This is a genomic window from Nostoc piscinale CENA21 (assembly GCF_001298445.1).
Classification (GTDB): Bacteria; Cyanobacteriota; Cyanobacteriia; order Cyanobacteriales; family Nostocaceae; genus Nostoc_B; species Nostoc_B piscinale_A.
The window spans coordinates 1,800,531-1,825,127 of record NZ_CP012036.1 but is presented as its reverse complement, the minus strand read 5'-3'; the positions used below and the strand labels follow the sequence as shown (position 1 = coordinate 1,825,127).

The window sequence follows — 24,597 nt, the reverse complement described above, 5'->3', positions numbered from 1 at the left end:
GCAAGTGCGATCGCCGATTTAATATTCAAAAAAGAATATATTAATTTTATTTTCTGGTGAAAAATAATCTTAAAAATATTTGATTAGTTTTACTAACTTTGTTCAAGTTGTCTGTGAGTAGACACACGCTGCGGCCTTTCGTTAGAAATGGCCTTAAGTTTAGAGGTAAATGACTCAGAGCGATCGCTGGTTTCGGGAGTAAAGCGGTCAATTGGAGGATGATTAACTGTAGATGGCAGTAATTTGGGCTGATTGTCAGAATTTACTGAAAAATGATTGGGCAGAACTGGTGATGAAGTCATCCTGGATTTAGTTTCTGTGGCGGGGAGAGTTAAAGTTGATGATGCCAAAATGTGTTTGACACGTTCACTTTCGCTACGGTTAGAGGCTGTTTGTGTTTGTGTGTAGCTGGGTTCAAATTCCGCTTCAGACGAGTATGCAGAATGATTTATTGCCAAATTGGCAACATTCGCTACATTTTCTGAGCTACTATCCTCTTGAGCAGGTGGTAATGCTGGCGTGTTTAGGGCAGTTAAGATTTCCGGGAATTTACTGCAAATTAGGCGTTCAAATTCCATGTTGAAATGATAAATTGCCTGTTGCCTTCGTTGCCAAAAAGCCAGGATTTGCTGGACAGAAATCGCTTTATAACGACCTTGATACAAAGCTTCAATCACTGCTAAATGCAGCCAATCAAGGGGATATTGATTTTGCCAACGGTAAACTAACTCAGTAGCACTATAGCCACTGAGGTCAAAACTGTAGTGAATTAGGAGGGCGGCTGCTAATTCAGCAGCTGTTTCTGGCGTTTTGGTAAACATGGGACTATTGGCTTGAGGCAATAGGTGTAAATTTTCGACCCATCGCCTATAGCCTAGTGTGTTTTTAGCTATAGGGTTGGTCACCAAGGTTTCCAAGTTAATCAGCAATGTTTTTCATTTTACTTGGTCAACCCTTGGCTGTCGAAACAATATAGGGCGAATTAAGATTTGCGGTGCGGTTAATAGCTACTAAGGCTTGATAAACCATTGCAGCAACCTCCGCCCTTGTGGCTTCGCGGGTGGGGGCGAGTAAATTAGGCTTGGGATAGTTGACAACAATGCGTTGTTGTGTAGCAGTTGCCACCGCTTTTTGGGCATAGTCAGGAATAGTATTACTGTCAGTGTAAGGAAGTAATAAATTACTTTGGGCGGCGGGTAAACCCAGACCATTCACGAGGGAAACAATCACCTGTAACCTTTGGACATTTTGATCGGGGCGGAAAGTGCGATCGCTAAATCCACTCACAAAACCACCACTGGCGGCAATTTGTAAAGCTTTGTAAGCCCAAAAATTTTGGGGAACATCAATAAATTCAATGGACGGGCGTTTGGGAGTCGGGTTAAAAGCCGCCGCCACCAAAGCTGCATATTGGGCGCGAGTCATGGGTTTATCTGGCTGGTAGCTACCATCAGCAAAACCTTGAGTTAAATTCAGGACGGCTAAGGCGCGAATGAATGGTTCTGCCCAATGTCCCACTAAATCGGTAAATGTCGGCACTTCAACATCGGGACTGACAATATAAGGCGAGGCGATCGCTTTTTCTTTGCTATTAGCAACCAACGCCTGATATAGTAAGGCGGCAATCTCGCCGCGTGTAATCTCCCGCAGTGGTTCTAATAAATCCGATTGGGGATAATTGACAATGATTAACTTTTGGGTGGCGACGGCGACAGCATTAGTAGCATAACTAGGAATTTGGGCGCGATCGCGGTAGACACTCAACACATTGGGGTTGCCTCCTGTAAATTTTAAACCGTTAACAATTGATACAATCGCCTGTACCCTTGTGAGATTATTTCCAGGGCGAAATGTTCCATCAGGAAAACCGCTAATAAATCCGGCTGTCGCCGCACTAAAAATAGCTGGTGCTGCCCAAAAATCAGGTTTGACATCTGTAAATTTACTAGATTGGCTACTGCTGGGTAACTGAAAAGTTTTTGCTAATACTGCCGCATATTGGGCGCGGGTAATGGGTGCATTGGGGCCAAATGTACCATCAGGAAAGCCACTAATTGCCCCTCGACTAACTAACGCTTCCACAAACACCGCCGCCCAATGTCCCGCCAAATCTGGGAAACTGCTACTCCCAGTAACTAATCTCGGACTATCTTCGGTGGCGGCGACGAAATTGACTTGTCCTTTAACTAAAGTGGGGTTTAATTGATTACCAGCAGAAATCAGGGATTGTGAAGTAGCATTTTGTAAATCAAACTCACCATTATCTTGAAAGATATTCGCCCCAGCATCTTGGCTGTTACCCAAATCTGGGACAGCATTAGCATTAACCAACAAGCCACCCTGTGCATTTTTGCTGATCAAATTTTGCCGTAATACCGGACGGGCATCACGGGAAAGAGCGATCGCAGTCCGATTCTCTGATAATTTATTATTGGCAATTAAAGGCGCGGCTGAGTCTGTAATCGCGATCCCCAAAGGATTTTTTTGAAAAGTGTTGCGTAATATCTCCCCTTTACTATTCCGCGCCATAAACAACCCACTCGCAGCATGTTGGACAAACACATTATCTAAAATGGCGGGTTTGGCGTTTCCGGTAATAAATATTCCTTCTCGTCCACAACTAATCAAAGTATTGTTAGCCAAATAAGGATTTGATGACTCTATCCATACCCCAGTACCTTTAGCATTGGGATTTGTCACACTCACACCCATCAAACTGGCATCACCCAGCAATAACAACGTGATATTCTGGACGCTAAAAGTCGGGCTTTGATATTCACCCCCGCCAGAAATGATAATTCCTGCACCTTTATTCAGTTCATTACCAATGACTGTTACCCCCGCAGTTAACACCAAGGGAAACTGTTCACCGTTAGCCGCGCTGTAAGTACCTGGTGACAGCTGAATAATTATCGGTGTTGTGGTTCTTAAGGCACGGGTGAGGCTTTTAAACGGACTCAACCGTGAACCATCATTAGTATCTTTCCCCGTTACAGGGTTGACATAGAGTGTGGCCACGAGGGTGGAATTTACCATTGGTTGTTGAGATGCAAGTGTTTAAACGTCACGGCATGAATCATAACTTAGTTGTAGCCGCAATCTTCAAAGCATCATAGCTGTCGTAAATATACCGACGTAGCACCATTGGTCGCAAGTAGTTGCAGTGATATCTTGATGACTTCTGCACAAAGGTTGTTCGCTAGGACTGAGTATAAACTACGATACAGACACATCTCTAAAAATACTACTCATCCTAACATTGGTATTCAAGCGAAGTCTTGCAATGGGACGATCTCTCCCCCAGAAATCAAGTTTCGGGCTGATAGTCAAAGTCTACTAAAGTAGATTTATACCATTTCACAAAATTTAGGAATAATTATGAATATCAATTTATCAGTTAATCACCTCCTAAAGTGGCTAATTTTCACACTGTTGTTTCCGCTATTATTTCTTAATGGATGGCTATTATTAAGGTTTTTTCAATATTTTCAACCTTTGGTAACTATCCTTGTATTAGCATCTTTATTTGCGTTTATTTTAAATTTTCCTGTTGCTTTACTAGAGAGGAAAGGATTAAACCGCAACTATGGAGTTACACTAGTTTTTGTTTTAGCTTCGTTGATATTAGTAATTTTTGCAATTACGTTATTGCCTATAGTACATGAGCAATTTAATGAAATGGTGAAATTACTACCCCAATGGATTGATTCTAGTGAGACTAAATTACAGGTTTTAAATGATTGGGCTTTTAGCCAGAACACTCGCATAGACTTTAGTCAGATTTTTACGAAAATTACGGATAAAATTCCTGATGAAGTGGAATATCTTTCAGATAAGCTGTTAAGCATTATCATCGACACCATTGATAGTGTTTCTGGTGCATTAATTACAGTAGTGTTAAGCTTTTATTTGTTATTAGATGGTTCAAGATTGTGGCACGCTATACTTAAGAAGTTGCCTTGGGATTCTGCCCAAAAAATTGGTAAATCAATCCAACAAAACTTTCAAAATTACTTGATTGGTCAAGGCACATTAGCTTTATTGATGGGACTTGCCCAAACATTCATGTTTTTAGTATTTCAAGTCCAGTTTGGATTGCTTTTTGGCTTAGGAGTAGGAATTTTAAGCTTAATTCCCTTTGGCGATGTGTTTAGTTTGATTGTAATTACTTTAATTATCGCTACCCATGATTTTTGGTTAGCAGTTAAAGTTTTAGCAGTAGCGGTGATTATAGATCAACTCATTGACCAAGCGATCGCGCCGCGCTTGTTAGGAAGTTTCACCGGGCTAAGACCAATTTGGGTGTTAATTTCTTTATTAGTAGGAACTTACATTGGTGGCGTTTTAGGGTTAATTATTGCTGTACCAGTGGCTGGTTTTATTAAAGATGTTGCAGATGGCTTTGCTGTATCGAATCATTCTGATACTGCGGTTGTCGGTGAAGATGCAGAAATGTTACCCCAAGAATCTACATCTGCTTGAAACTGGTACTAAATACCTTTAAATCCCATTTCGCTTTCTACTTGTTGCACTTCGGTAGAGTTTACCTGATTGGCGGTAGTTACTCTACGAGTTTGGCGCATCACTCCCAATTGGCTGATAAATATGCCAATGACAATCAAACTACCACCTATATATTGAGGTAACGTTGGAGCTTCATCTAAGATAAAATAAGCTGCCAAAATGCCTGCAATGGGGGTAAATGAGCCAACTAAAGAAGCTACAGATACACTAGAAGCTCTCAAACCTTTAAACCACAGGGACTGGCCTAAGACGACAATCACCACACTATAAAGCAACATCCACTGCCACAAAAAAGGCGAAAATACTTCGACAAAATGATGTTGACCGTACAACTTTACAGCCAGAAAGAAAAATACGATAGTACCTAAAGCAGTGCGATAAATGGTAAAAATTCCTAAAGGAATGTGGGAGACAGATTTTTTCCCAATCACGGTAGATATAGCGGCGGCGACGGCGGCGACGGCTGCTAGGATTTCGCCTGTACCCAAGTGAAATCCTGGCATATTAGTTATATGACTTCCTGATGGTTGGAGTATGACAGTTAGTGTCACACCAATAAAAGCTGCGATCGCACCAATAATTTCCCACAGATTTACTCTTTCTTTCAATAACCAAATTGATAAAGCTAAAGCCAGCGGTGGTTCTAATCTGCCAACTAAAATCACATTATTGACATTCGTGAGCGCCAATGCCTGAAAAATTAATCCAGGGGCTAAAGCTCCTGATAGGATAGAAACTACCGACAACACTAACCAATTCTTTACAGATATTTGCTTCAATGCTGTTTTGTTCCACTGCTGCCTATAGATCAGAATTAGAACCAATAAGGCGCAGATATTACCCACGAACAAGACATTACATAAAGAAATCGGGTTTCTGCCATTTATTAAGTTTTGCGAGCCAATTTCTGTTAATTTGCGCGTAATTGCGCCAGATGCGCCGAAAATGACAATTGCGAGCCAGAGATAGGCTTGACTGGGAATTCTATCAATGAAACGATGCCATCTTCTCAGGCTAGTCACAACGCTACCACTTATAGTTGCAGTACAAATTACATTCAGAATACTAAAAGATATTAGCGTACATTGAGCTGATAACAGCCTGAAACACCCTTAAAAATTACCTAAGATTTCTGCACATCACATTTACCTGAGAAAATGCTGAGTTTAAACTGAATCTTCTCAAGGAATAAACTCAGACAATTTATGGCTAAGTTTCAGATGAGGTTCAGTAGCGTTTGAGATGCTCTGGATAGCTGCTCTAAAGCTCAAACATAAGGAATAATAACCAATGAAATTCGCCCCTTCCTTACTAACAGGTGTTGCTGTAGCTGGTTTGTTGACAGTTGGGAATGTTTCATTTCAGGCTGTAAAACCTTCAATTTCCATCCTTCCAGTTTCAGCTGCTGATGCTACAGGTTTGTCGGCTCAACAAAAAATTGACTTGATCATCAAGAATAAAGGTGTTTTTGGTAGTGGTGATCAACTACGTCGTTTCTTCTTTGGCGACCTTGAACCCGTTGGAATTCAACCAGGCGGTGCAGGTCATGTAGTTAACCTTTACAACAAAGCTAGTAATACGACATTTTCTTACTGTTCTACCTTTGATGTTGTGGTCGCAGTGAAAAAAGGCAAAGTCGAGAAGTTTGCGCCTGAAGAAGTTAAGTAATTTTGTGTAGTAATTAAGTAATATAAATAAACTTTGGGGTAGTAACAAACATCTTGTTTACTACCCTAATTTTTTGCTTGCAGGTTTTATTTAACAACGGAGAGGGGGGGATTTGAACCCCCGAAGAACTTACATCCTTAACGCATTTCGAGTGCGCCGCATTCAACCACTCTGCCACCTCTCCAGGTACTGATAGAAATGCAAAGATGTTCCTCAGCTATGATAACACTCCAAATCCAGAGAGCGATCGCTTGTTTGGGAAATCCGCATTATAAGACCTTAGACATCAATTTAGGCATCACACAACTTACTTTTTTACATTACCATGATTTAAATTTAACTGCGATCGCTGTATTCAGCGCAGTGATTTTTTATCATACCCCTCAATACAATCGCATCTGATCTGTCTGGGAGATTTTATTTATCCTTCTCCTTTCTAGCTTCAAAACCTTCTTGAGCAAGTCTTAAAAACATCTGAGCAACTGGTCGAGTTTCTTCCTCTGCCAATTTTTCTACTTTTTCGTACAAATCTAGTGGAACGGTTAAATTAATACGCTTTCCTTTATATCTTGGTGTTGGATTAGCAGACATTTTCGCATACAAATAGCATCTATTAGTATCACTTTAACTTATTAAAAAAAATATTTTATATAAAATATTTTTAGCATTTAATAGCATCTATTAACAATTACTAAATGCTATATTATGGTCATGGACGCGAAACGGATAAAGAAAGACGCAAGGCGATCCACCGAACCATGAAGGGGGTTAGCAACAGCCAAAAAAAAAACGGCTGCTACTAGCTTTTAAGGAATTTTTGAAGTGATAAACATTTACTGTGCTGACATCGGCAACTATTCCAGCATCACAGCCTTGAGAGGTGAAAAACCAAAAGTGATGCGCTCCGTATTGGTGGACATGACTGCTACCTCAGCCTCTCGCGGGATTGATAGTGATGATTCACCCAGTGTCAAACTAGGCAATAAATTTTTAGTTTTGGGAGATAGAGCCGTTAAACAGAAAAATCCACAAGCGGCTGCTGAGAGAGGTAAACAGTTACCAGAATTTGTAAAACCTTTCGCCCTGGCCGGCTTGCGGCAAGATTTTGAGGGAACTGTAAGGTTTTTAGTCCCTGATCGCGATCGCATAGAAGAAGAATCAATTAAAAGTTGCTTAATTGACTCTCATCAAGTAATTGTTAATAGCCGGAATTACCAACACAGAATTAAGAACGTCGAATTTTATCTTGAAACTGATGTGGCTGTTATCCACGCCTATAAAACTGGCAAGCTCGATCCAGAGGGCGACACACTTGGCATCGACATCGGCGGAGGCACAACCAACTACGTTGTCATGACTCCTAATGGTGAAGTGCTAACCCGTCGTTCAATCCCCAAAGTAGGCGGTGTTTCTCTGGCTAACGACATCATCAACTCTGACCTAATCCAGAACTACGCGAGACAGGATAAATGCGCTTTTAAAGTTGCGAAGATGATGGACGCGATCGCTGATGGAAGTCTTATTTATGGACGTAAATACGATTTCAGTTCAGTCTTCCCTGACTTATTAGAAAACTGGTTTAACGGGTTGATGGATGGCATTACTACAGCAGCTAACGATTATCTTGCAGATGTAACCAACATTATGCTGATTGGTGGCTGTAGCAATTTAGTCCGTCACAAATTGAGTTCTAAGACTGGGTTTTATATTCCTGTTGACCCTCAACTCTCAAATATTCAAGCTTTACTGGCGATGTGATGAGATGCAAGTACGTCTCGCGGCTACAGTCGCCGCCAAAGCTGAGGGAGTCCGTCAATTACTCAATTATCAAACGTTGAGCGACACCGTAAATCTACTTTTGGATGCAATTAAGCACCAATGGGACTTAAAACTTACTGATTTGTCACAAATTGAGACAAGCGACACAAGAGTGAGACTAGATAAACGCCATTTGAGTTGGTTGTCACAATACGGAGAAGAAAGAGGAATAAATATAGCTTCTGTCACAAATTTATTAATTAGTGAGCATCTGTCTGGGAAATTGACTCAGACAGCAACAAGACAGACCACAGACAGACCGCAGACAGAAAAACCTACTCAACAACCTCTAGACAGACCACAGACAGCCACAGAAAAGCCCAAGGGACAAGCATTGATGAGGAGTTTAAAGTTATGAAATCAAAAAGAGTAGTACTGGATGAGAAGCATGTGCCAAAGGCAGAGGAAATAATTAACCAGACAGGAATTAACAATCTTTCACAACTTTTTACCATCTTGTTGGTTAATTATGGCGATCGCTTGATTGCATCTTTAAGAGGTAGTGATGGGATTAATTAAAACCTGATGTCAATGGAACTACAACAACTAATTAACAAAGCACAAGAAACAATCGCTGCAATTTGTAAGCATCCTGATTACCAAAAGATTGCTCTTTACTATTCTCCAGACCTTACAATTAGCGATGCTCAAGCCGCGCTAACTTTTTTAGAGTTAGAAATCCACGCAGAGGCGGAAATTAATTTAAGTCAATTAGAAGAGTTTTCAGCCTAATTTAATTTGGTGATTAGGGTGTCAAATACAAGAATGATGGGAGAAAAAACAATGCCAGAAACATCGCTACTAAGAGATGGGATTGATTTCCTTTATGGTTGCCCGATATTTTCGGATACGTTTAAAAATATTGATGACTATTTAGCGTATTCCGAAGGCGAGTATGACTTTGTATTTGTTGATCCGATGTGCAAAAGCGATCGCTTTGATAATTGGGATGATTATGTTGCTTGGTATCTAAACGAAGGTGATGAGGGGGATGAAGAATGGTATCTAGGCGGAGAATGTGAAGAAATAGAGGTATACGAAGAACTCGAAGAATATGAAGAAATAGAACCTCATAGACAATTCCAATTTTTATCAGAATTCGAGGAGGTTTTACCAGACGATATATTTAGCAGACTTGAACAAGGTGATTTTTTAGCACTTGAAGAAATCGCCGACCCAGGACTAAGGAATTTAGCTACTCATGCGATGCGGCAACTCGATGCTATAGAAGTATTTGCCGCATAGAGAAACAGCGATCGCAATCCTTATTTTTTGCGATCGCCATCTAGTTGTCAAAATAACACACAAGGATTTTACCAAGAATGAATAACGAGAATCTATTTTACGAAGCGTTTCACGCATTAACTAATAATGGATGCCCGTTAGAATTGGCGCAATCAGCAGCAGAGATAGTGTCCAACGATGACCCATTCCAACCCGACTTAGGTAGAACGCTACAGCAACAACAAATTACTCAAGAAGCACTGCCATACTTGCAAACCGGAATTTATGACCAGTTTCAAACCATTGATGAAACACCAAATCCCTTAACTCACGGTCAATTTTTAGGGAATTTCGGGGGAGAATTGCCAGACGAAACCATTTGGAAGCTTGCAGAGGGTGACATGACAGCACTCAACGATATCACCGATGACGCAGCTAGAGGTAGAGCTAACAACATCTTCACAAGATTTGAACAACTAGGAGCGTGGGAGTGATGAACCGAAGCGTAAAACTCAAACTGGAAGCACCGATCACTTATGCTGCGTTGCATTCCCTTTCGGGAATCAGTCAAGAAACAATATTTCAAGCCCTTGACGGAAATCAGACAGCCGCAGCACAGGTGGCAGATTTCCGAATCCAACAAACTCAACGCGCCCAAAATGCCAAAGCTGTTTTTGAAAACTTATCGCAAGGATTACAGGCAACTGAAATTGTGATGTCAGAAGAAAGCCAGTTTTTAGCTACCGCAGGTAATAGCGTCAATAAAATGGCTGATAGCTGGTCAAAAGTTCGAGTAAGCGATGCGCGTTTAGGTTACAGATTACAACAAAAAGTTGTTTCGTCTGACAACCAACTAGGTCAGGAGCAATTTCAGCACTCCAGAACGCTAAATTTACTGAGCGAGTCGCACCGCGCAGCACTTAGGGGTATTGAAATTGATTCTGCTAAAGCACAATCTCAGATGTGGCAACAGGTTAAAGATAAGCACCGGGGACTTTTACCCACAGATAGAGCGAAAGAAACACTAAAAGACATTCACAGACACGGTTCTAATGCTGTTAATCGTGCCAAAGGTTTTTTCAGACGGTTGATTGACTAACACACAAGCCCAGGCGTGAAACCTGGGCTAATTTTCTTCCTAAAGGTGTTCTATGCTGACCAACAATCAAAAACAAACACCAATTTTCTTTGACGCAGAGATTATAGACGAAAGTATACAGACTGTAGACGGTGAACAGTACGACTCAGAGCAGATACAGCAGGCAATATCCGAAACCGACAGCAGTATCGCCATCATTCAAGGCATTGCCCAAGGTGCTTTTCTGGCAGGATTTCAGATCACATCAACTCAATATCTTTACCTTGCTGGCAGTGTTGGATTATTCCCCGCCGTCATTGCTGGTTTACCTGTTGGAGTATCTTTCGCCGCTACCCTCTGCTATTTGCGATTTAACAACAGCATCATTCCCCAAATCAGCGACCGCCAGAAATTCGGCATTGGTGTAACTCGCAGTTTAATGCTTTCCGCAAGTTCTTGGAAGTTAACCGCAGATTCTAAAAGCATGGACAGCATAGCCCGTAAGAGTTTCTACACGGTTTCCGAGCAAGTCAAAACTTATGAAGGCATCCAAGAACCAAAACAAGGTAATTACGGGCTATTTCTAATGTTTGCGGTCGCTGCTTCTGTTGTTATATTTTTCTACCTTCGTAAAAAATGAAAGACGCAAAGTTATCAGAATTAAATCAGCGCGTTTATTCCCTGTCGCCGCGTCTCAATTTGATGCTTTCGGTATCGATTTTAGGCGCGGCTTTTTGTACTTTAGCAGGCCATGTCGGGGACGGTGTAGCTAAGAAAGAATTATGTTTTTACCCTAAATCAGCCCGGATACACGATGCAGCATTAGAGGCAGAAGGGGATACAGAGCGTTTACTTTTGGGTAAAAAATATTGTCGCTACGAACAGCGATCACAAATTCCCCAACCTTACTTGACTGCTAACCAATACCGCACTAGTAACCCAAACTATAACGAGTGGGCTTTTCTTCAGCATGAAAGCTTATATGTTTTTCGAGAACTGCCAGCCGATAACCCTTTAAAGCATCACTTTGGTTTAGGTGCGATGTTTCTGGGTGGACTTAGTTTATTACTAGTGGGCAAGGCTAAAGACTACCTCAGTGATATTAGACCCCACTACCGCGCCACTAAACATTTTGAGAGCGTGAGAGCTAATTACTCTTTAAAATTTGGTGAGCAGTTACTTGAACTGTCTGGAAATGAGTTGATTAAATACCTGCGTGGTATCAAAATTGCTGAGGCCAGACAGCAGTTTATTGCCAGCATCACCCCGCAGCAACAGACAGCCTTACTTATGGCGATGTCCGCCGATGATTATTATCAATTTGGTCACTTGTTGGATGGGGGGCGGAGCTTTGAGAAATTTGAGCCAGTACCACCCCAATTACCCCACGGCGATCCGGGTACTGTTCAAGAGTTTGTCGAGCAAGCAGCGATCGCGCCCACTACTAGCGAGGCAATCAGCGAAATATTGCAACGTATAGCGCGGGAGGATGGTAGTACCGCGCTGTGTGGCGATCCAGGTACGGGCAAAAGTACAGTCACCCGTGAATACATCCGGCAAGTTGAGGTTAATTGCCCCGATGCTGACATAAGAGTATTGGCAGTGAAAAATGACTCATTCAATGGATTAAGAGAACAAGGTAAAGTAACCCGATTTGTTGGGGAAGATGCCCTAGACAAAGCTAAAACATTCTTTTTAGGCGTTCAGACTGAGTACAACAAACGACTAGAGGTAATTGAGGATATACGCGAAAAGTTACCACCGTTTATCATCATTCTTGACGATTGGCTTACTATCGCCGCGAAACTCAACAAGATAAAACCAGAAGATTTAGGTTTTGATTTTGGTCAGATTCTTTTTGACGTGCTGATTGTTGGGCGTGAATATAACATGAAGTTTTTTGTTAACTTACATTCACTCAACCTAAAAGCAATTGGTATTCAGGAATTAGACCAAAATACACGTAAAGTTTTGCGTCTACTCTTGTTAGGCAACCGCTACTGCAAAGACGGACGTGAAATTGACGCTTACGGTGTGATTGAGCAAGCGATTATGGGGAATCAAGTAATTACCCATAGCAAGGATAAAGAATTAGTGAGAGCGCAGTATAACGAGTTAAAAGCGCAGTCCAGAAGCCAACATCAGCCCGTAATGTTTGCCTTTGTAGGGGGGTACTATTTAGGTTTAGTCCCAAAATTTCAACACACAGAAGTCAGCGATCGCCCAGTGACAGCCCAAACCAGGGAACAACTAGAGGCGATATATAGGCGGATGGAGTTTGATGTTAGTGAGGATAAAGCTTCTTACAAAACACAATCTCATAATTTATCGCCCCAAGCCCAAGCATTACTCGGTTATTTACAACGCACTGGCAGAGATAAAGCAGTGATTCAGGAGATACAGCCCAACTTTAAAGTTAAAGGCGATCGCTTCTCTTCTGACGAATTAAAGCGTCTGTTTAGCGAGTTGGTTGAGAATAGTCTGGCCGTCTGGATTGATGCAAATACCATCGAAATTAATCCAGATTCGGACAGACAGACAGAGTAGACAGAATACTTGCTGGATAAAGGACAGAAGTGAGAGCCTCAGATTGCCCAGCAAACATCATGAAGCATTGCTACATTTAGTCTGTGTTTGTAAAAAAATGCCTTCTCTATATTGAATGCAGAGGGCTTTTTTATTATTGTTTTAAATTTAATTTATCTACAATTGATTGCAAGAATATTTCTAATTGCGATCGCATAATTAAGCCTTCACTAAAAATGTTACTGAGACAGTTTATTTTATTCTTTCTGTTGTAACCATACTACTTCTTGATTGATTATTTCTAAGTAGTTAGGATGAAAAGGGGTTATACCTAGCTCCTTTTCTTTTTCTTTGATTTTCGCTATTAGTTGATGTGCTTCTTCACCAGAAATAGGAATATCTTTTGGATTTAACTTTCTAAAAGCGAAGTATCTTATTGCTAATTCTTGTAAAAATCTCTTGTCTTCCTCCTTCATTTTCTTTATCCCTCTTTCAATTACTAAAAACTTATCTCAATTTTTTTCGTCTGAGTTTTTGACTTAGTGGATGTACTCTGGCTTAGGATATTTTCAAGAGACGCTAATCGCTGCGAAAGCTCATCACTTTTGCGCCGATGAAAGATGGGAAGGGATACGCAAAGTCATTTCTATCTAATAGCTTATACCCAATCGCCTAAAGTTATCCCTCTGATTTTTGGTTAGATTCTCGATCCATTACGTCTTGAATTAGCGATCGCACAAATTCACCACCACCACGATTTTTTACCCATTCTTTCATCTCTGCGGTCATCTTGACCGGGAACGGAGTTTTATCAAAACTGTTTTTTTCTGGAATGAATTTACCTGTGTTTCTGTCTCTCGCCATTGTATTACCGTGGTAATCTTCACCCCCGATATTACCACGGGAGAGATTGAAATACCAGGGTATTACTATGGATAAGTTTTTAAAATCTAAATTGAACAATTAAACTCAAAACCTTTGCAAATACTAATCATTCTCCTATTGCATCCGTAGTAATACCGTGGTATTATATATCTATAAGCGGTGAGGAAACAGCACAAAGCACCGCACAGAATTCAACCAGAACCTTGATAACTGAATAGGAGATTTACAGATGCTAGAAGCAATCAAAACCGCGATCGCATCCGCTACCACTCTTGAAGAAATCGAAGCACTCCAAGAGCAATTGCAAGAGTTAGCAGACGCGGTTAGTGAACTACAAGACGATGCTCAAGACCGCTACGAAGAAATTGAGGCAGAAATTGAAGAGGCGGAGGCATCGGCAGAGGAAGCAGAAGAGGCAGAGCGCACAGGCGAGAAGTTAGGCGACTGCAACATAGTTACAGAACGTGGTGAGGCAATAATTACCAAACACTCCAAAACCTGGGAAATCAGTCTACTGCACAACTACTACGGTCAGGCTCAATACCTCTGCCTCCCCTCCAGCACCCCAGAGAGCGAAGTATTAGAGAAATGTAAGTATTACCTCACTGAGTGGCCTTTTGAAATTCAGTCCTACTGCGGTTGGTTCCGTAACCACAAAGTAGAGGTAAGCACCGAAGAGATTTTAGAAAAAGGCATAGAGGCAGCGAAACAAGAAAAATTGAATCTCCTGTTCAAAAACTAAATATCTTATCCCCTCCCTTTGGAGGGGGTGATACTAAGAATTACCATCGTAATACCGTGGTATAAGTAAATATTCAATTATTGCCCAAAACCTTTGCAAATACTAATCATCCTCCTATTTACTTCCATTGTAATACCACGGTATTATTAATATAGAGAACAGCAAAGGAGATAAACAAATGACTTACATCGACTGCAAAGAACAAAGAGATTTCACAGTAAAAGAACTGACTGCTTTACTAACAGGAAATGCCAAACCTTATCCCGATAGCTGGTACATGAACCCCCAAAGCATAATTACCAAGAAGAATGCAAACTTCTGGAATACGATCCAAGACTTAACCCAAGAAGATTTAGAAGAATGTTACTCAGAATTTACCTGCCCTCTCAATAAATGGGAATACCTAAGCCTAGACCTTTATTAATCAAAAAGGGCGATCGCCCGTCCTGAGAAAACTTGCGATCGCCTCACTCCGTAAATCCAAACCTTAGATAAAGGAATGAACTATCATGAACCACTGTAAACAATGCCCACACTTTAAGCAATCCCTCAACATTTCTAAAATCGGCTACTGTCAACACTGGGAGCAAAACGTTAGAGGATGCGATCGCGTTTGTAGTGCCTATCCTGCAACTATAAAGAATAGTGAGCAATTAGCAGTAGCTTAATTTTTCTGACCTGGGTATGTCGTAAAACTGCCTAAAAAGAAGTTTTAAACCAATAAATAACAGTAGTTAATTTCCCTTTTAAAACATAAGAGATTAATTTCTATTAAAATATAAATAACAGCTAAATTTTAATGATGGAGAAAAAATATGTCCTTAACTGAGCAAGACATTAATAGATTAAGAGTAAGTTACCCTATTAAGACCCCAAGAGATATTAAGGAACTTAATTTTTGGCTTGAGTGTTTGGAAGAATATCAAAAAGAAGTAGAAGAAGAAAGTTATCAACACCCATACATTCCTTACTCAAGCCTTAATTACTCTGTGAAAAAATGCCCCGATGACCCGTCAACAGGGGCAGCAACACGAGAACGCATGGAAGATTTAGTTACTAAAATTGGGCGTTCGGAACGTAGAGATAAAGAAACCTTTGGCACTTCACTTTTTATTGATGAATGTCCAGAGATTGAAATTTCAGAAGATAGCCAAAGACTATATTTGCAAGGTTTTGACTACCGGAGACAATACCCCGACCATATACCAGAAGAATTTCACAACGAGAATAGACATCGCTATATTCGTAATGATTTTAACATTTCTTAACAATTAGTTTTGGACTAAATTTTTATTTTTTTCAAAATTTTTAGAGGGCTTTAAAATACACCCTCCCCCTTCTCTGGGGTACTCCCTTAAATATGCTAGAATAGTATTACTAAATAGCCCTCTCTTCCCATCTGTTTCTGTAAGAAGAGAGGGCTTTGTTTTTGAATTATTTTTGAGCATGGGAATGGGTCTAGAGTACCCCCGTAGGTCTGTCAGACACCCCCGGCTTTTCTCGACCCCTCCCTGTCATATAGTTATGAAGTTAGCGATTCTAGCAGGAGCGATTGCTACAATCGTGTGTCTCAAGAATTAATCGAAAGAGAAAACAACAAAGTTGTAACTAGAGTAGATATTGATCGCTACCCTAGAGAATTTACAAGCCGTTGTAATTAGTAGGTAATTAAGCATTTGCCTCGGAATCGCTATAAATAAACTCTACAAAGACTTCTCCTATTATTTGGTCTTCATCACTTAAGGGAGTGTTATTTAAAACTTGAGCATAATGAATAACTTTTACTACCCGAAGTTGTTTTGTATCGCCAGGGATGAGAAGTATATCCCCTACTTCTAATATTTTGGCTGTTGCAATATCACCCCTATGATTACAATTCCAACTGACTATATTTTCAAAAGGTACATTGGAATTGCAGACAAATTCTGAATAGTAGTAAGGAAAAGACTTCATAAGGAATCCAGTCTGGTGTTATAAATAGCATTATAAGCACTTGGTGTCAATTATAAGTTGGTTTTGCATCGAATAAGACATTTTCTACTAGGATTCATACAAAAACATTTCATCTAATTTATGACGGCTTCTTGTAAAAGGACAAATACAAAATCGACTAATCTCAATGAGAGAATTAGTCGCATTTACAATCCTTTTTTTTTTGCGTGTAGTTAGTAAAATTCTGATTTGGAATTACACTATATCAACTAACTCAAACTTTACCCGTTTACCAACTACTTTAGCAGCGCGTTCTATAGTATCCAAACTAACGGATGTGTTATTTGGATCTAGCAAGCGACTAAGAGATGATCTGCTTGTTCCCATCTTTTTTGCCATTGCAGTCTTGTTTAAATTTTTTTCGTTCATTGCTTCGCTAATTCGCCATGCAATAACACGCTTTGTGGCAATTAGGTTAATTTCTTCAAGTATCCCTTCTTCTTCAAAAAGGTCATCAAGAGATGAACCAATATGAGGATTCTTATTCATCCTTGTGCCTCCAAAATACGTTTACGTTTTAATGCTAGGGTTAATTCTTGTGGTGGCGTTTTTTGAGCCTTTTTGATGAACCCATGTAGGAGTATCATTTCTCCCTTAAAAAAACAAAATAAAACACGGGCAATTCTTCCATTGGATAAATTAGTTCGCACTTCAAATAAACCGTCTTTCATTGGACGGCAAGTTGGCATCCCAATTGGCCATCCAAACTCAACTGTTTTTATATCAGCGCCGATTATTGTTCGATCTTCTTTGTTTAGCTCCTTTAACCAATCACGCGCAGGTTCCGCACCATTTTCATTTTTATAGAATCGCGCAGGAACGCGCTTTTGGCTCTGTTCTTCAGTCATTTATATCAAATTTTCTGATAATACACGAAACTGTAAATCTAAAGTTTGCGATTTTACAGAGCGAAGTACAATCAGATTTATTTGATGTTATTTATGTTGTACCTTTTTTGGTACTAAAATTTCAACTGTAGTTTCATGTATAAAAGAATACTTTTATACTTTATGTTTTTATAGATTTTAATCTAGCAAAAATAGTACAATCATATATTTTTATCTATAAAAGAGTAAGATAAGCCTCGACCGCGCAAGACAGTTGAGCAGCAATGGCTCTTGAAATACTTGCTATATAAGGCTTTTAATCAGACTAGCTTTACTGTTTCTTACTTTTTTCTTACTTAAGTTAAGAAAATACTTCTTATTCATACTCGTTACGAGTTGATAAAAAAAATTACCTCCGCTAAAACGGAGGTAAGCAAACTAAAGCTAATGATGGGAACTGGCAAAAACTTAGAATTAGGGTAACTAAATCATTAGTATAAAAAATTACATTATACTATCTTACACCAGTTTCACCGATTATACAGTCTGCCGCGATTAATGCTTCTGCCTGACTAGGTTGTAAAGATATAGCGTTTTTTTTTCATGAAGGAATTTAAAAGTATAAGGTGTGTGAGTATTTTTGCTTAAATGTCGATGGCATAATTTGTTTACTAAAACTTTTCGTCATTAAATATAAAAAATTACAGTTTCATTTATAAAATGCGTAAACTAACTGCTTTTATTTTTACTTTAGGTTTACTCACTCCTTACCCTGTTATCGCTCAACCCATTTCGCCAGAATCGCTATATTTGAAATTGGTTGATTATCAATTAAAACAGTCTGGTAATTTCCTTATAGGTATTACCAACGATCGCAAAATAATTGATGGTAAATTTGTTTGTCGGCGATTTCGTAGCGGTGCATCAAAGGAAGAAATCATAAATACATTTTTGAGAGTAGTTTCAGAGTTTGACCCTCAAATAGATTCGCCATCCGGCAACGCTATGCTGGAATATTTATCAGTTACATCCGCAACTGGAGTAACAATATTTTGTCCAGAGTTTAAGGGATGGACTAGATTTCGTTAAGTTCACCGATTATACAGTCCGCCGCGATTGATACTTCCGCCGGGGCGGCGCTCATCTTTAATTACTTGCTGGATCTTCGCCTCAATTACTTTTTCAAGGCGCGGTAGGTCGTAGCCATTGGTGCTTGTGCCGGGAACTTGCACAACCGAAGAAACATTGAAAGTATCTCCATTTTGACCAAGGTTGGCAATTGTGCCAATGCGATCGTTAATCATACCGCCGCTACTAAAATTTGGCAGTTTACCCGACTGCTGTAAACTATTCCAAAGTTTAGTTTCTTCTGGATTTAAAACTCTTTCGCCCTCATTAGCAATGATGAGTCTAGGTCGATAGCCGCTTAATGTTCTTTCAGATTGCAGACCTCTGGCCAATTCGCCGACCATACCACCCTTAGCAAAAGGTTTGAAATCGTAGAAGAAACTACCGCTAACCGCGTCTACGATATCGCCAGCATCGACGGACGGAACACTGTTACTACTACCAAATAATCCCCCAGCCAAGCTACCAAGAGTCCCAAGTAAATTAAATCCGCCGTCAGTTCCTGCAAAGTCTGGCGTTTTACCGCGTCCTAAAAATGAGCTAAACAACTGATCTGATAGCATCTTAGCGGCAAGATTAGCCAAATTATTGAGGATACTTTGGAAGATGCTATTTAGCGATTCGTCAAGTGTTTTTGTTCCTAGAATAAAATCCTTAAAAATACCTTCGGTGTCAGACTTAACGCCCTTAATTACTTCGATAAAATCATTAAACTGAGCGTTAATGGTGTCTAACCTTACCTTATTCAAAATTTCTAAATTAGACTTAACTTGAGCAAAGGCATCGGCTGTAATTTCGCCAGTATCTTTAAGTTTTTCTAAATCTTTAATCTGGTTCCTAAAATCTAAGTTTTGAGAAATAGTCGCAGATTGTTTTTGTAATTTTTTAGTATCCAGACCATACAACCCTAAATAATCAGCACGACCGTTAATTAAATTCTGTAATGACTCATTAACTCTATTCGAGCTATTGAAATTAATATCATCAATATTTCGCTGAGATTGAGCGTTAATTATTTGATTTCGTTCATTAAACCGTAAAAATAATCTCAACCTCTCCGCTTTTATTTGGTCAATTGGCAATTCTTCAAGTAATGCTCTTTCTTGCAACTGTTGGCGCTGTTGCAGGTAGCTGCTTCTATTTTCAATCAAATCTGCATCTCGTTGTAAGGTGATGTGATCGCCTGTCCCAATGCCCACGTTTCTTAAATCTATACCAGTTCTAAGGCGCTCTACCATTGCCGAGTTACGTCTTAGTGTTTCGTCAAGCTTTAGCTGTCCTTGGCGTAAAAATTCATTAGTTCGAGCTAATTTATGGCGAATGTCAATTGTTTTTAGTTCTTCAGCATTCAGATTTTTGATTGCATTTAATCTGTTTAAATATTCTTGTTGGTTAATTTCGTTTCTATCACGCTGATTTTCAAGATTTAATAAGTCTTGATTAACTTTTATTTGCTGTTGATTTAGTTCTAATTCTTTTTCTAAATGCGGCAGTGATTCTAGTTCTTTAGCGTAAGGATTTAGTTTTGATAGTTCGCGCAACTGCTCAACTCTTTCTACCAAAATTTCGTTACTAGACTGGAATACTCGCAAGTCAGATTGTTGTTGTCTGAACTGGCGATCGCGTTCATTGAATTTAGCGTACTCCTCAGAAGTTTTACGCCATGATTCTCTCAACGATGCCAATGATTCATCTAGTTTTTGAATCAGCGTCGTATCCAGATTGATTTGATTGTTTAAATCACTGGTAACATCAGGTGATAAACTACCGCTACTAATCTGAGTTTGATTAATTTTAATTCTTGATTGCGCGTCTTCTTTCTGGCGTTGTAACTGGGTAATCTGGTCATAAATCTGCTGTAATCGTTGCTGTGACTGGCGAGTATTGCGTTCATCAGCACTAGGAAATAGAGAAGAATTTTGAGAAACTTCCCTTGCTGCACGTAAAGCTGATTGAATCTGGTCTTGGGTTTGTCTCAGGGCATTCCTACGCTCTACTCGCGCTTTTTCTTCCGCACCTTGCAGAATAGCCCTAATTTCTGGCGGTTGTTGTTGTGGTGTGATGGTACTGGATTGAGGTTGAGACTGTCCGCCGTTAATTATTCTATATTCAATATTTGGCTTAGATAAGTTTGAGTTCAATGTTCCTAGCTTACGGGCTAACCCTTCACTTAAATCAAATTCTCTACCTTTAACGAACGGGCCGCGGTCGTTTACCGTTCCGATCGCCGTTGTTCCGGTTTCAGGATTACGAAATTCTACTTTAGTACCAAAAGGTAAAGTCTTGTGAGCTAATGTCATAGCATCGGCGTTAAAGATTTCCCCTGACGCTGTAGGTCTACCGTGGAAACCATCTGGTTTACCGTACCAACTAGCAGCCGCTTTCTGCCAAGGTTGCTGATTCTGCTGCTGTTTTTGTGGTGTAGATGAGGATGCAGGGACAGAGATATTCATTCTTAAGAAGTCTCTAGGGTTAACCTGCTGTCCATTAATTTTGATTCGCCAGTCTAAATGCGCCCCTGTTGTTCTTGCGCCAGAATTGCCAGATTTAGCAATTACTTGACCTTGGGAGATGCGATCGCCCTCTTTAACCAAAGTCCTACTCAAATGCAAAAATGACTGTTCAACTTTTTGCCCTGACTCAGTAATTGATTTTAAGGTTACTGTTAAACCTCCGCCGTTATCATTAAAAACTCTGGAGATAACACCAGATGTAGGGGCTTTTACGTCCGTCCCCATTGGCGTGCCGTAATCAATGCCTTTATGAAATTGTCTGCGTCCAAAAATCGAGCGCCATCCATACTCGGAGGTGACAGGGAACCTACTATCAACAGGTGAAATAACTCTATTACTAGGTGTATTTGGTGTATTAGATGTAGTGGCTGATAATCCTGATAAAAGTCCACTTACTAAACCTTGCTGCGCTTGTCCTTGATTACCTTTAAAAAAGAATGATAACGGGCCATACCTTAAGAAATTTTCAAATTGTTTCTGTTGTTCAGATGTTCCTCCAAGAGTTTTACTGATTCGGTCGTAGAAAGAATCAATAGTTTTACCAATATTTTCAAAGACCCCTAGTAAATCTCTAGCAAGTTTTACAGCATCGCCTACGCCCTTGCCAAAGTTACCAAATGCAGTTGTAGCGTCTTTGATAGCATTGGGGTTTTGTTTGAGGTAGTCCAACAAAGACCGTGCGCCATCAGAAGCTAGTTTAATTGCATCTTTGGCTAGAGATGCGATCGCCTGCGCTGTTTGTTTTGCTAATTCTGGATTCTGTGCTAAATAATCACGAAATTCCAAAGCACCTTTATTTACATCGTTAAATAAGCCTTCTTTGCTTAATTCTATTAATGTTTTTTGGGCGAAATCTAAGCCAGCAATTACGCCGGGTTCTACTGCTTTACCGAGACTTTCTTGTAGCTCTACAACTTGATTTTGCAGCCTATTCAAAGATGCTGTAGAGTTATTGCTTGCTTGTTCTACCCCCTGACCTAATTCTTTTTCTAACTGTGTAGCGAATTGACTTAAAAACTTAGCAGATAGTTGTCCACTTTCTAGTAATTTATCTAATTGCTGAGTAGTAATTCCTAATGCACGTGCTGTAATATTTATCGCCCCATAAAGCCTTTCACCAAGCTGACCTCTTAATTCTTCTGCCGTTATTTTATTTTTTGAAATAATCTGCTGAATTGCAGTAAGCGCACCTAAGTAATTGTCGTTTGACAAGTTAAAAACTCGCGCCGCACTGCTAACAGCAGAAAAAATCCTCTTAACTTCAGATTCTAGCTCTGTCCCTTTTGCGGAAGCCGCTAAACCTATATAAGCCTTTCGTGCAGCATCAAGCGAAAGTGACAAGCGATCGCTCTCTTCTCGAATGAATTTTAAGCTATTAGAACTACCTTCGATTAATCTTAATTGAGATTCAAAAGATTTTAAATCGCTAAATTTATTAATTGAGTCGGCAGTGAAAGATAAACTAGTACTGACTAAATTTCTAGCAGTATTAATCGCACCTCCAACCAATCCAGAGATTGCGCCTGTGACTGATAGTCCACCACCTATACCAATACCTTCAATAAGACCTTTGACAATATCCTGTCCAATTTCAGCAAATACTTTTGAAGGGGATTTAATTCTTAATCTTCGTTTGGTTTCATCAATAGTTAATCCTGCCAAATCACTAGCCGCTTTTTTGGTTTGATTAGTGTTCGAGTTAATTCCAACTGCTAACCCCGCACTAACTTGTCTACCAATATTTCGGACAGTGGTTTGATTAACGATAATTGACGATGTAATGTCAATTTTGTTTAACCGTAAAGCCTCTTGAAAGACTTGGGCTGTTGTTTGCGCCGCCCGTTTTATTTCAGTGGGATTAATGACCAGTTGAGGGCTAATTACTAAATCTTTTTCAAACTGTTGGACGTTGATTAGTGCCTGTCGTCTAGCTTCTCTGATATCGTTTTGAAGTCGGGAATAATCACCAACCAGTTCTACTATTAATTTTGGCAGTTCCATCGCTTAAGTTAGTATAATTTTTAACTTATTACATAGTTTTATTCTAAGTAATAATTTAGCCCCTGCATAGGAAATAGCGGGGGCTAAAGCGATAGGAGTTTTAAATTTAATATTTATTGAGTTTAATTTTATACATTTGTAGATGTTATGTCAATATAGTCTCCGGGTTCGGGTTCCGAGAGACTATCAATACTATTTAAAAGCTCTGTTACAGCGAGTCCGTCATTCAATAACTTGGCTCCGATTTCTGAGGCACTAACGCCGGCGGCGGCGAGTGCGCGAACCTCAAGAGGTTTCAGTTCTTTATCCTCGTTCTTATATTTAACTAAAGCTTTAGAAACTAAATAGACCGCATCGGCGGCAACTTGTAGTTGCATCCATCCCAAATCTTCAATAGTTTCTCGATATTTCCTTAGCTTATTTTTGTGCGCTATTATTTCCTCGCGCTCTGATACTTCTCGTTTAATTCTTTCTGTTTCACGGTCGTAAGCATTAATACGTTCCGTCCATCTTCCATTTTTCGACCAGCGTGAAATTAGCTCAATTCTTTTACCAAGAATATCAGCCGTTCTTTTTAGTGATCGCCCTACACCTAAATCTCTGTATGTACAAAATGCCTCGAACGATTTAGGCGTATCAATTTCATCCAAAAATTCCCACTCGGCTATCTCGCCGCTTAATACTAAATTACTCATATTTTCTCTAAGTTGCTAATTTAAGAAAAAAGTACATTAAATTCTTAATAATTCTTACATTGTAGCAAAAATGTCATTCTTACTTAACTTTTAATGTACCGATTTTTTAGAATTAACAATTTTTGGTAATTTTGTTCAGATAAGGTTGAAGAATAAAATCGCAAAAGTTAACGCTAAATTTTAGAGGTACGTTAACATTTGAATCCACTTATAATTAACATCGTAAATAAACTATCATCGTTTTTGTTAATTTAAGGAATTTAGGATTAGTAAAAAATAACGTTAATTTAGAGCAAAACCTTATTTTTAGAATTTAACGCTAAATTTAAGGATTTAAGAATTAAAAAATTAACGTTATTCCTTAATCCTTATTTTTACCAGGGTGCTGCTTTAACTTCTCTGTCTACTCTTTCTGGTACAGATATATGGTTTATGCCAGCGATCGCATCAATCCATCGGAGAGGCTTCGTATAGCCAGGGTGAGCGTATCTCGGTAGCGCGACCCATTTTTGCTGTGCGTCGTCCCAAACAGCGAATTTTACTAACCTCTTTACGTTGGCGTATTCCGGTGGTAAATCTTCCGCAGCCGCTTTTACTGCTTCAAGTGGGACAAAATTTAGAACATCAATCAACATCCCAAAATCTTTAACTTCCTGGAGCCGCGATTTTAATGTTTTTTGTTCTGGGGTGCGATCGCAGTGTTCTTGGTTAAAAACTGGTATACGGTACGTCAGGGGCGACTGGATAGCCCCATCGTTACACTCGGTCGGTTCGGAATATGTAGTGTGACACTCCCTATCTAGAGTCGTGTTGTAGTACGTTTTATTTTTTTGTTCAAAATCGGGTGATTTTGACACTGAAATTGTCTCTGGGTAAGGCGCGGAGGCGCAGAAGATCGAACGAGTAGTGGTTATAGACAGGGTGGGTTCGATCTTCTGCTCATTTTTCCCCTCAACCATAGGGGTTTCAGCCTTTA

General features: G+C 39.7%; 28 protein-coding genes and 1 tRNA gene. 16 read left to right on the top strand and 13 right to left on the bottom strand.

The features are described 5' to 3' along the window. Positions 1-92: 92 nt before the first annotated feature. Both ACX27_RS07990 and ACX27_RS07985 read right to left on the bottom strand, forming a co-directional pair. Positions 93-908 carry a hypothetical protein gene (locus tag ACX27_RS07990; RefSeq protein ID WP_200929960.1) on the bottom strand — a complete coding sequence of 272 codons (816 nt, stop codon included), beginning with the start codon at positions 906-908 and terminating at the stop codon, positions 93-95. Positions 909-948: 40 nt separating this feature from the next. After that, positions 949-3,036 carry an S-layer homology domain-containing protein gene (locus tag ACX27_RS07985; protein ID WP_062290659.1) on the bottom strand — a complete coding sequence of 696 codons (2,088 nt, stop codon included), beginning with the start codon at positions 3,034-3,036 and terminating at the stop codon, positions 949-951. A gap of 348 nt (positions 3,037-3,384) precedes the next feature. Between ACX27_RS07985 and ACX27_RS07980 the strand changes: the two genes are divergently transcribed. Then, complete coding sequence (locus ACX27_RS07980) at positions 3,385-4,482, top strand: AI-2E family transporter (RefSeq protein ID WP_062298213.1); 1,098 nt, start codon at positions 3,385-3,387, stop codon at positions 4,480-4,482. 8 nt (positions 4,483-4,490) lie between these two features. On the opposite strand, the gene ACX27_RS07975 is transcribed toward ACX27_RS07980, so the two are convergent. Beyond that, positions 4,491-5,546 carry a DMT family transporter gene (locus tag ACX27_RS07975; protein ID WP_062290656.1) on the bottom strand — a complete coding sequence of 352 codons (1,056 nt, stop codon included), beginning with the start codon at positions 5,544-5,546 and terminating at the stop codon, positions 4,491-4,493. 268 nt (positions 5,547-5,814) lie between these two features. On the opposite strand from ACX27_RS07975, the gene ACX27_RS07970 reads away from it, so the two are divergent. Beyond that, positions 5,815-6,192, top strand: a complete 378-nt coding sequence (locus ACX27_RS07970; RefSeq protein WP_062290653.1) for a hypothetical protein — start codon at positions 5,815-5,817, stop codon at positions 6,190-6,192. 97 nt (positions 6,193-6,289) lie between these two features. Here the strand turns inward: ACX27_RS07970 and ACX27_RS07965 are convergent. Then, positions 6,290-6,376, bottom strand: a tRNA-Ser gene (locus tag ACX27_RS07965). Positions 6,377-6,411: 35 nt separating this feature from the next. Here ACX27_RS07965 and ACX27_RS07960 point away from each other — a divergent pair. Beyond that, positions 6,412-6,594: a hypothetical protein gene (locus ACX27_RS07960; RefSeq protein WP_062290650.1), complete on the top strand. Its 183-nt coding sequence runs from the start codon at positions 6,412-6,414 to the stop codon at positions 6,592-6,594. A gap of 15 nt (positions 6,595-6,609) precedes the next feature. Here ACX27_RS07960 and ACX27_RS30725 read toward each other — a convergent pair whose 3' ends face one another. Further along, on the bottom strand, positions 6,610-6,783 hold the full coding sequence (locus tag ACX27_RS30725) for a ribbon-helix-helix domain-containing protein (protein ID WP_083468693.1): 174 nt from the start codon (positions 6,781-6,783) through the stop codon (positions 6,610-6,612). A 231-nt stretch (positions 6,784-7,014) separates the two neighbouring features. Between ACX27_RS30725 and ACX27_RS07955 the strand changes: the two genes are divergently transcribed. The 9 genes from ACX27_RS07955 (at position 7,015) to ACX27_RS07920 (ending at position 12,859) form a co-directional block, all read left to right on the top strand. Continuing rightward, on the top strand, positions 7,015-7,950 hold the full coding sequence (locus ACX27_RS07955; RefSeq protein WP_062290646.1) for a ParM/StbA family protein: 936 nt from the start codon (positions 7,015-7,017) through the stop codon (positions 7,948-7,950). 4 nt (positions 7,951-7,954) lie between these two features. Further along, a complete protein-coding gene (locus ACX27_RS07950) occupies positions 7,955-8,368 on the top strand; it encodes a hypothetical protein (RefSeq protein ID WP_062290643.1) in 414 nt (137 codons plus the stop codon). After that, entirely contained in the window at positions 8,365-8,529 is a 165-nt protein-coding gene (locus ACX27_RS32790; protein WP_200929922.1) for a hypothetical protein, read from the top strand. Before ACX27_RS07950 ends, ACX27_RS32790 begins: the two co-directional genes overlap by 4 nt. A 6-nt stretch (positions 8,530-8,535) precedes the next feature. Continuing rightward, positions 8,536-8,742 (top strand): hypothetical protein, encoded by a 207-nt coding sequence (locus ACX27_RS07945; RefSeq protein ID WP_144427420.1) that lies wholly within the window; start codon positions 8,536-8,538, stop codon positions 8,740-8,742. Between the two features lie 9 nt (positions 8,743-8,751). Next, positions 8,752-9,255: a hypothetical protein gene (locus ACX27_RS07940; RefSeq protein ID WP_144427419.1), complete on the top strand. Its 504-nt coding sequence runs from the start codon at positions 8,752-8,754 to the stop codon at positions 9,253-9,255. A gap of 77 nt (positions 9,256-9,332) precedes the next feature. Further along, entirely contained in the window at positions 9,333-9,728 is a 396-nt protein-coding gene (locus ACX27_RS07935) for a hypothetical protein (protein WP_062290634.1), read from the top strand. Continuing rightward, positions 9,728-10,333 carry a hypothetical protein gene (locus ACX27_RS07930; RefSeq protein WP_062290632.1) on the top strand — a complete coding sequence of 202 codons (606 nt, stop codon included), beginning with the start codon at positions 9,728-9,730 and terminating at the stop codon, positions 10,331-10,333. The genes ACX27_RS07935 and ACX27_RS07930 overlap by 1 nt, the downstream gene beginning before the upstream one ends. 52 nt (positions 10,334-10,385) lie before the next feature. Further along, entirely contained in the window at positions 10,386-10,952 is a 567-nt protein-coding gene (locus tag ACX27_RS07925) for a hypothetical protein (protein WP_062290628.1), read from the top strand. Further along, positions 10,949-12,859 carry an ATP-binding protein gene (locus ACX27_RS07920; RefSeq protein ID WP_062290625.1) on the top strand — a complete coding sequence of 637 codons (1,911 nt, stop codon included), beginning with the start codon at positions 10,949-10,951 and terminating at the stop codon, positions 12,857-12,859. Before ACX27_RS07925 ends, ACX27_RS07920 begins: the two co-directional genes overlap by 4 nt. A gap of 236 nt (positions 12,860-13,095) precedes the next feature. Here ACX27_RS07920 and ACX27_RS07915 read toward each other — a convergent pair whose 3' ends face one another. Then, positions 13,096-13,314 carry a hypothetical protein gene (locus ACX27_RS07915; protein WP_062290622.1) on the bottom strand — a complete coding sequence of 73 codons (219 nt, stop codon included), beginning with the start codon at positions 13,312-13,314 and terminating at the stop codon, positions 13,096-13,098. A 202-nt stretch (positions 13,315-13,516) separates the two neighbouring features. Continuing rightward, on the bottom strand, positions 13,517-13,801 hold the full coding sequence (locus ACX27_RS07910) for a hypothetical protein (protein ID WP_062290620.1): 285 nt from the start codon (positions 13,799-13,801) through the stop codon (positions 13,517-13,519). Between the two features lie 151 nt (positions 13,802-13,952). Between ACX27_RS07910 and ACX27_RS07905 the strand changes: the two genes are divergently transcribed. From ACX27_RS07905 to ACX27_RS07895, 3 genes are all read left to right on the top strand, one after another. After that, a complete protein-coding gene (locus tag ACX27_RS07905) occupies positions 13,953-14,465 on the top strand; it encodes a hypothetical protein (protein ID WP_062290617.1) in 513 nt (170 codons plus the stop codon). A 178-nt stretch (positions 14,466-14,643) separates the two neighbouring features. Then, positions 14,644-14,889, top strand: coding sequence for a hypothetical protein (locus ACX27_RS07900; protein WP_062290614.1), 246 nt, complete (start codon positions 14,644-14,646; stop codon positions 14,887-14,889). Positions 14,890-15,280: 391 nt separating this feature from the next. Next, positions 15,281-15,733: a hypothetical protein gene (locus ACX27_RS07895; protein ID WP_062290611.1), complete on the top strand. Its 453-nt coding sequence runs from the start codon at positions 15,281-15,283 to the stop codon at positions 15,731-15,733. Between the two features lie 400 nt (positions 15,734-16,133). Here ACX27_RS07895 and ACX27_RS07890 read toward each other — a convergent pair whose 3' ends face one another. The 3 genes from ACX27_RS07890 to ACX27_RS07880 form a co-directional block, all read right to left on the bottom strand. Then, positions 16,134-16,418, bottom strand: coding sequence for a hypothetical protein (locus ACX27_RS07890; RefSeq protein ID WP_062290608.1), 285 nt, complete (start codon positions 16,416-16,418; stop codon positions 16,134-16,136). Positions 16,419-16,652: 234 nt separating this feature from the next. Then, positions 16,653-16,946, bottom strand: a complete 294-nt coding sequence (locus tag ACX27_RS07885) for a helix-turn-helix domain-containing protein (protein ID WP_062290606.1) — start codon at positions 16,944-16,946, stop codon at positions 16,653-16,655. Further along, positions 16,943-17,305 (bottom strand): type II toxin-antitoxin system RelE/ParE family toxin, encoded by a 363-nt coding sequence (locus tag ACX27_RS07880; protein WP_062290604.1) that lies wholly within the window; start codon positions 17,303-17,305, stop codon positions 16,943-16,945. Before ACX27_RS07880 ends, ACX27_RS07885 begins: the two co-directional genes overlap by 4 nt. Before the next feature lie 699 nt (positions 17,306-18,004). On the opposite strand from ACX27_RS07880, the gene ACX27_RS07875 reads away from it, so the two are divergent. Further along, complete coding sequence (locus ACX27_RS07875; RefSeq protein WP_062290601.1) at positions 18,005-18,373, top strand: DUF732 domain-containing protein; 369 nt, start codon at positions 18,005-18,007, stop codon at positions 18,371-18,373. Positions 18,374-18,375: 2 nt separating this feature from the next. On the opposite strand, the gene ACX27_RS07870 is transcribed toward ACX27_RS07875, so the two are convergent. The 3 genes from ACX27_RS07870 to ACX27_RS31585 all read right to left on the bottom strand — a co-directional run bounded on the left by ACX27_RS07870 (position 18,376) and on the right by ACX27_RS31585 (position 24,478). Then, the gene (locus ACX27_RS07870; RefSeq protein ID WP_062290597.1) at positions 18,376-22,926 is read right to left on the bottom strand and encodes a septal ring lytic transglycosylase RlpA family protein; all 4,551 of its coding nucleotides are present in this window, start codon (positions 22,924-22,926) and stop codon (positions 18,376-18,378) included. Between the two features lie 128 nt (positions 22,927-23,054). Further along, a complete protein-coding gene (locus ACX27_RS07865; RefSeq protein WP_062290594.1) occupies positions 23,055-23,621 on the bottom strand; it encodes a hypothetical protein in 567 nt (188 codons plus the stop codon). A 374-nt stretch (positions 23,622-23,995) separates the two neighbouring features. Then, a complete protein-coding gene (locus tag ACX27_RS31585; RefSeq protein ID WP_144427418.1) occupies positions 23,996-24,478 on the bottom strand; it encodes a hypothetical protein in 483 nt (160 codons plus the stop codon). Positions 24,479-24,597 lie beyond the last annotated feature (119 nt).

Excerpts from the sequence above, each read along its gene's own strand:
- ACX27_RS07915 (WP_062290622.1), bottom strand. The coding sequence starts at position 13,314 with ATGAAGGAGGAAGACAAGAGATTTTTACAAGAATTAGCAATAAGATAC.
- ACX27_RS07900 (WP_062290614.1), top strand. The coding sequence starts at position 14,644 with ATGACTTACATCGACTGCAAAGAACAAAGAGATTTCACAGTAAAAGAA.
- ACX27_RS32790 (WP_200929922.1), top strand. The coding sequence starts at position 8,365 with ATGAAATCAAAAAGAGTAGTACTGGATGAGAAGCATGTGCCAAAGGCA.
- ACX27_RS07935 (WP_062290634.1), top strand. The coding sequence starts at position 9,333 with ATGAATAACGAGAATCTATTTTACGAAGCGTTTCACGCATTAACTAAT.
- ACX27_RS07865 (WP_062290594.1), bottom strand. The coding sequence starts at position 23,621 with ATGAGTAATTTAGTATTAAGCGGCGAGATAGCCGAGTGGGAATTTTTG.
- ACX27_RS07880 (WP_062290604.1), bottom strand. The coding sequence starts at position 17,305 with ATGACTGAAGAACAGAGCCAAAAGCGCGTTCCTGCGCGATTCTATAAA.
- ACX27_RS07920 (WP_062290625.1), top strand. The coding sequence starts at position 10,949 with ATGAAAGACGCAAAGTTATCAGAATTAAATCAGCGCGTTTATTCCCTG.
- ACX27_RS07870 (WP_062290597.1), bottom strand. The coding sequence starts at position 22,926 with ATGGAACTGCCAAAATTAATAGTAGAACTGGTTGGTGATTATTCCCGA.
- ACX27_RS07890 (WP_062290608.1), bottom strand. The coding sequence starts at position 16,418 with ATGAAGTCTTTTCCTTACTACTATTCAGAATTTGTCTGCAATTCCAAT.
- ACX27_RS07925 (WP_062290628.1), top strand. The coding sequence starts at position 10,386 with ATGCTGACCAACAATCAAAAACAAACACCAATTTTCTTTGACGCAGAG.
- ACX27_RS07970 (WP_062290653.1), top strand. The coding sequence starts at position 5,815 with ATGAAATTCGCCCCTTCCTTACTAACAGGTGTTGCTGTAGCTGGTTTG.
- ACX27_RS07875 (WP_062290601.1), top strand. The coding sequence starts at position 18,005 with ATGCGTAAACTAACTGCTTTTATTTTTACTTTAGGTTTACTCACTCCT.
- ACX27_RS07905 (WP_062290617.1), top strand. The coding sequence starts at position 13,953 with ATGCTAGAAGCAATCAAAACCGCGATCGCATCCGCTACCACTCTTGAA.
- ACX27_RS07945 (WP_144427420.1), top strand. The coding sequence starts at position 8,536 with ATGTCAATGGAACTACAACAACTAATTAACAAAGCACAAGAAACAATC.
- ACX27_RS07895 (WP_062290611.1), top strand. The coding sequence starts at position 15,281 with ATGTCCTTAACTGAGCAAGACATTAATAGATTAAGAGTAAGTTACCCT.
- ACX27_RS07960 (WP_062290650.1), top strand. The coding sequence starts at position 6,412 with ATGATAACACTCCAAATCCAGAGAGCGATCGCTTGTTTGGGAAATCCG.
- ACX27_RS07985 (WP_062290659.1), bottom strand. The coding sequence starts at position 3,036 with ATGGTAAATTCCACCCTCGTGGCCACACTCTATGTCAACCCTGTAACG.
- ACX27_RS30725 (WP_083468693.1), bottom strand. The coding sequence starts at position 6,783 with ATGTCTGCTAATCCAACACCAAGATATAAAGGAAAGCGTATTAATTTA.
- ACX27_RS07885 (WP_062290606.1), bottom strand. The coding sequence starts at position 16,946 with ATGAATAAGAATCCTCATATTGGTTCATCTCTTGATGACCTTTTTGAA.
- ACX27_RS07930 (WP_062290632.1), top strand. The coding sequence starts at position 9,728 with ATGAACCGAAGCGTAAAACTCAAACTGGAAGCACCGATCACTTATGCT.
- ACX27_RS07950 (WP_062290643.1), top strand. The coding sequence starts at position 7,955 with ATGCAAGTACGTCTCGCGGCTACAGTCGCCGCCAAAGCTGAGGGAGTC.